General features: G+C 62.7%; 6 protein-coding genes. All 6 read left to right on the forward strand.

Features of this window, described 5'->3' with window-relative positions; translation table 11 throughout:
• The coding region (locus tag AC1DY5_RS48610; protein ID WP_478121497.1) for a hypothetical protein at positions 1 to 221 on the forward strand (221 nt) is incomplete at its 5' end.
• Positions 222 to 267: 46 nt separating this feature from the next.
• Entirely contained in the window at positions 268 to 1,017 is a 750-nt protein-coding gene (locus tag AC1DY5_RS48615; protein ID WP_478121498.1) for an SDR family oxidoreductase, read from the forward strand.
• Positions 986 to 1,819, forward strand: a complete 834-nt coding sequence (locus tag AC1DY5_RS48620; RefSeq protein WP_478121499.1) for an SDR family NAD(P)-dependent oxidoreductase — start codon at positions 986 to 988, stop codon at positions 1,817 to 1,819. Before AC1DY5_RS48615 ends, AC1DY5_RS48620 begins: the two co-directional genes overlap by 32 nt.
• A 20-nt stretch (positions 1,820 to 1,839) precedes the next feature.
• Positions 1,840 to 2,253 carry a hypothetical protein gene (locus AC1DY5_RS48625; protein WP_478121500.1) on the forward strand — a complete coding sequence of 138 codons (414 nt, stop codon included), beginning with the start codon at positions 1,840 to 1,842 and terminating at the stop codon, positions 2,251 to 2,253.
• Positions 2,250 to 2,927, forward strand: a complete 678-nt coding sequence (gene folE, locus AC1DY5_RS48630; protein ID WP_478121501.1) for a GTP cyclohydrolase I — start codon at positions 2,250 to 2,252, stop codon at positions 2,925 to 2,927. Before AC1DY5_RS48625 ends, folE begins: the two co-directional genes overlap by 4 nt.
• 128 nt (positions 2,928 to 3,055) lie before the next feature.
• Positions 3,056 to 3,237 (forward strand): hypothetical protein (locus AC1DY5_RS48635; protein ID WP_478121502.1); only part of this gene is annotated, 182 nt, incomplete at its 3' end.

Below are 3,237 nucleotides of genomic sequence, written 5' to 3' on the forward strand. Positions count from 1 at the left end.
GCGTTGGCGTACTGCGTTCCGGTCGCATGGGTGAAAGCGGCTTCCATCGCACCTGGGACCCCGTAACACGCGAGCGATACCGAGAAGAGGCGCGGACCAGCGGGAACTATGCGTCGTCGGGCGAGCCCATTTCGCCGCTGGTTACGGCGCTTGCCGTCGTGGACATGATCTGCGTGCCGCGCAATGCGCGCATCACGATGATTGAATTGCGACCGGCCTGAAGAGCCCGGACGCATTGAGATGTTTTTGAATTGAAGGAGTGCTGCCGTGCGTTTTGAGAACAAAGTTGCCATCGTCACTGGCGCTGGGCAGGGTATCGGCGAGGCCTATGCCAAGGCTCTGGCGGTGGAAGGCGCGGCGGTTGTCGTCGCCGAAATTGATGCCACCAACGGCGAGCGGGTCGCCGGCGAAATCCGGCAAGGTGGCGGCCAGGCGGTCTTCGTAGCGACCGATGTGTCCTCGCCCGAATCGGCGTCAGCAATGGCGACCCAGGCGGTAGAGCAATTCGGCGGTATCGACTATCTGGTCAACAATGCCGCGATCTTCGCAGGCATGCGCCGCGAGGGCCTGTTGAAGGTCGAGTACGCTTACTACCAGCGCTTCATGGAAGTGAACATGAACGGCGCACTGATCGTGACCCGGGCGGTGCACGAGCACATGGCCAAGCGAGGTGGCGGTTCGATCGTCAACCAGTCGTCCACAGCGGCCTATCTGGCGGGCAACTACTACAGCATTGCCAAGACCGGCCTCAACGCCCTGACCATCGGCCTGGCCAAGGAGTTGGGGCCCTTGAACATCCGCATCAACGGCATTGCGCCGGGCCCGACCGACACGATGGCCACGCAGACCAGCGTGCCGCCCGAGCGCCTGCAGTCCATCCTGTCGTCCCTGCCGCTCAAGCGCATCGGCCAAACGCAGGACATTGTGAACACCTGCCTGTTCCTTCTCTCCGAGCAAGCCAGTTGGGTCACCGGCCAGACCTGGTGTGTGGACGGCGGGCAGATCCTCAAGATCTGACCTTGCCATGGATCTTGGACTGGGCGGGCGGGTCGCCCTCATCGTCGGCGCCAGCAGCGGCATTGGTGCCGCGACCGCTCGCGTGTTGGCTGCTGAAGGTGTAAGCCTGGCCCTGGTGGGGCGACGAGCCGAGGCCTTGTCTCAGGTGGCTGAAAGTTTGCCGCCTTCGGCAGGACCGCCACCGGTGTTGTTGCCGCTCGATGCTGGAGCGGAGGGCGCCATGGAGCATGCCGTCGCTGCCACGCTGGAGCGTTTCGGCAAGCTCGATTCGCTCGCTGTTCTCGCCGGTCCGATGGGCCCTCGCGGCACTTTGCATGAGATGGAACTTTCGGGCTGGCAGCACTATTTCGACCAAGGCTTGATGCTGGCTGTACGCGCCTGCCGTGCGGCACTGGTGCCCATGCGGGCGCAGCGTTCGGGCGCGATCGTGACCACTTCTGCCTACTCGATCCGTTCGCAGAAGCCGGGCCTGATCGCATACACGGCGGCCAAGAACGCTGTGGCTAGTCTGACCAAAAACATAGCCAAGACCTACGGCCCTGAAGGCATCCGCGCCAACAGCGTGGCGCCTGGCGTGGTGGAGAAGGACGCGGCGTCGCGTCGGGAACTCGCTGCCAAGTATGGCGTGTTCGAGTCGAGGGCGCGCTATGAATACGTGCGGCGCGAGTTTCAGATGTCGGTGGCGCTTGAGCGCGCCGGTCAGCACGATGAGTTCGCCGATGTCATCGCCTTCTTGCTGTCGCAGCGCTCGTCCTATGTGACCGGTGCCATGCTCAATGTCGATGGCGGGACCGATTTCTGAAACATGACTAGAGGCCCGCCATGAACCGGCAACAGGTGGTGATTGCCGGCGTTGGAGGCATGAGCCCGGCCTGCGCCGATCGCTTGGGGGAAGGAAGGTGCGCGTGGCTGCTCGATGCCAGCCCTGAGCGTCTTTGCGAGATTGAATGTTTGTCGCGCGAAGAAAGGCATGAGATCGAGGTCCGGATTCTCGAGGCGACCGACAGCACCGTCTTGGCTGATATTGCGCTCGCCGTGGGTGCGGCAGGTGCGTTGCGGGCCTTGGCGCATACGGCGGGTGTATCCCCGTCGACCGCGCCTGTCCAGGACGGGGTCGCAATAGCTCAGGTCGCCGACAGCGCTTTTCATCATTCACCACGGCAAGCAAACCGATGTTCCGAACGACAGATTCCTTGGCCCCGATCCTCAGGACCGAAACAACCGCCGCGCCGATGAGCGCATCCGATCGCATACGCTACCGTCTCATCGGTGCCGATGCGCGCTACCACGCCAATGACAACATTTCGGCCTTCATCCTGCCGGGCGAACTCGAGGAGCTGAAGGCTGAAGTCGAGAGCCGGATGCAGGAGGTGCTGCATGCACTCGTCATCGACACTGAAAGCGATCACAACACGAACGAGACTGCCCGGCGCGTAGCCCGCATGTTCCTGACCGAAGTCTTTCGCGGGCGTTATGTGCCGATGCCGGCGATCACGGAGTTCCCGAACGCCTCGCGCCTCAACCAGATGATGATCATCGGCCCGCTCAAGGTGCGCAGCGCCTGCTCGCACCACCTGTGCCCGATCATGGGAGAGTTGTGGATCGGCATTCTGCCCAACGAGCATTCCAACTTGATCGGTCTTTCGAAGTACGCCCGCATCAGCGACTGGATCATGGGCCGCCCGCAGATTCAGGAAGAGGCGGTGACGATACTTGCAGACGAATTGCAGAGGCTGGTGAAGCCCGATGGCCTGGCGCTCGTGATGGCGGCGGATCACTCTTGCATGCACTGGCGCGGCGTCAAGGACAATGGCACCAGGATGACCAGCAGCGTGATGCGCGGCGCCTTCCTGAAAGACGCCACGCTGCGTCGCGAATTCCTGGCCCTGCTGCGCGAGAAGGGTGACTGACCTTCGAGGATTCGTATATGCAGCGCGGCGCTCTAACCGCGAGACGCTGCCTGCCCGGCTTATCCCGTCGGCGCGCAACCTACGACGTTGGAGACCGGCACCGAGTCTTTGCGGGGCGGCAATCGTTCGTGGCGTCGCTGTCGCCGCGAAAGCCGTGGACTTCATTTCAGCCGCGACTGTCCGGCGCTCGCCGCACCGGCGGCGCCGACCATCCTGGTGCTGGCTTCAAGCTGACGCGCCCTTTTTCCAACCTGTTGAAGAGAGAGCTTTTAGAGATGTTTCGAACGTTGCTCAAGTCCAAGATCCACCG

It is taken from the genome of Variovorax sp. P4_D9, assembly GCF_056401695.1.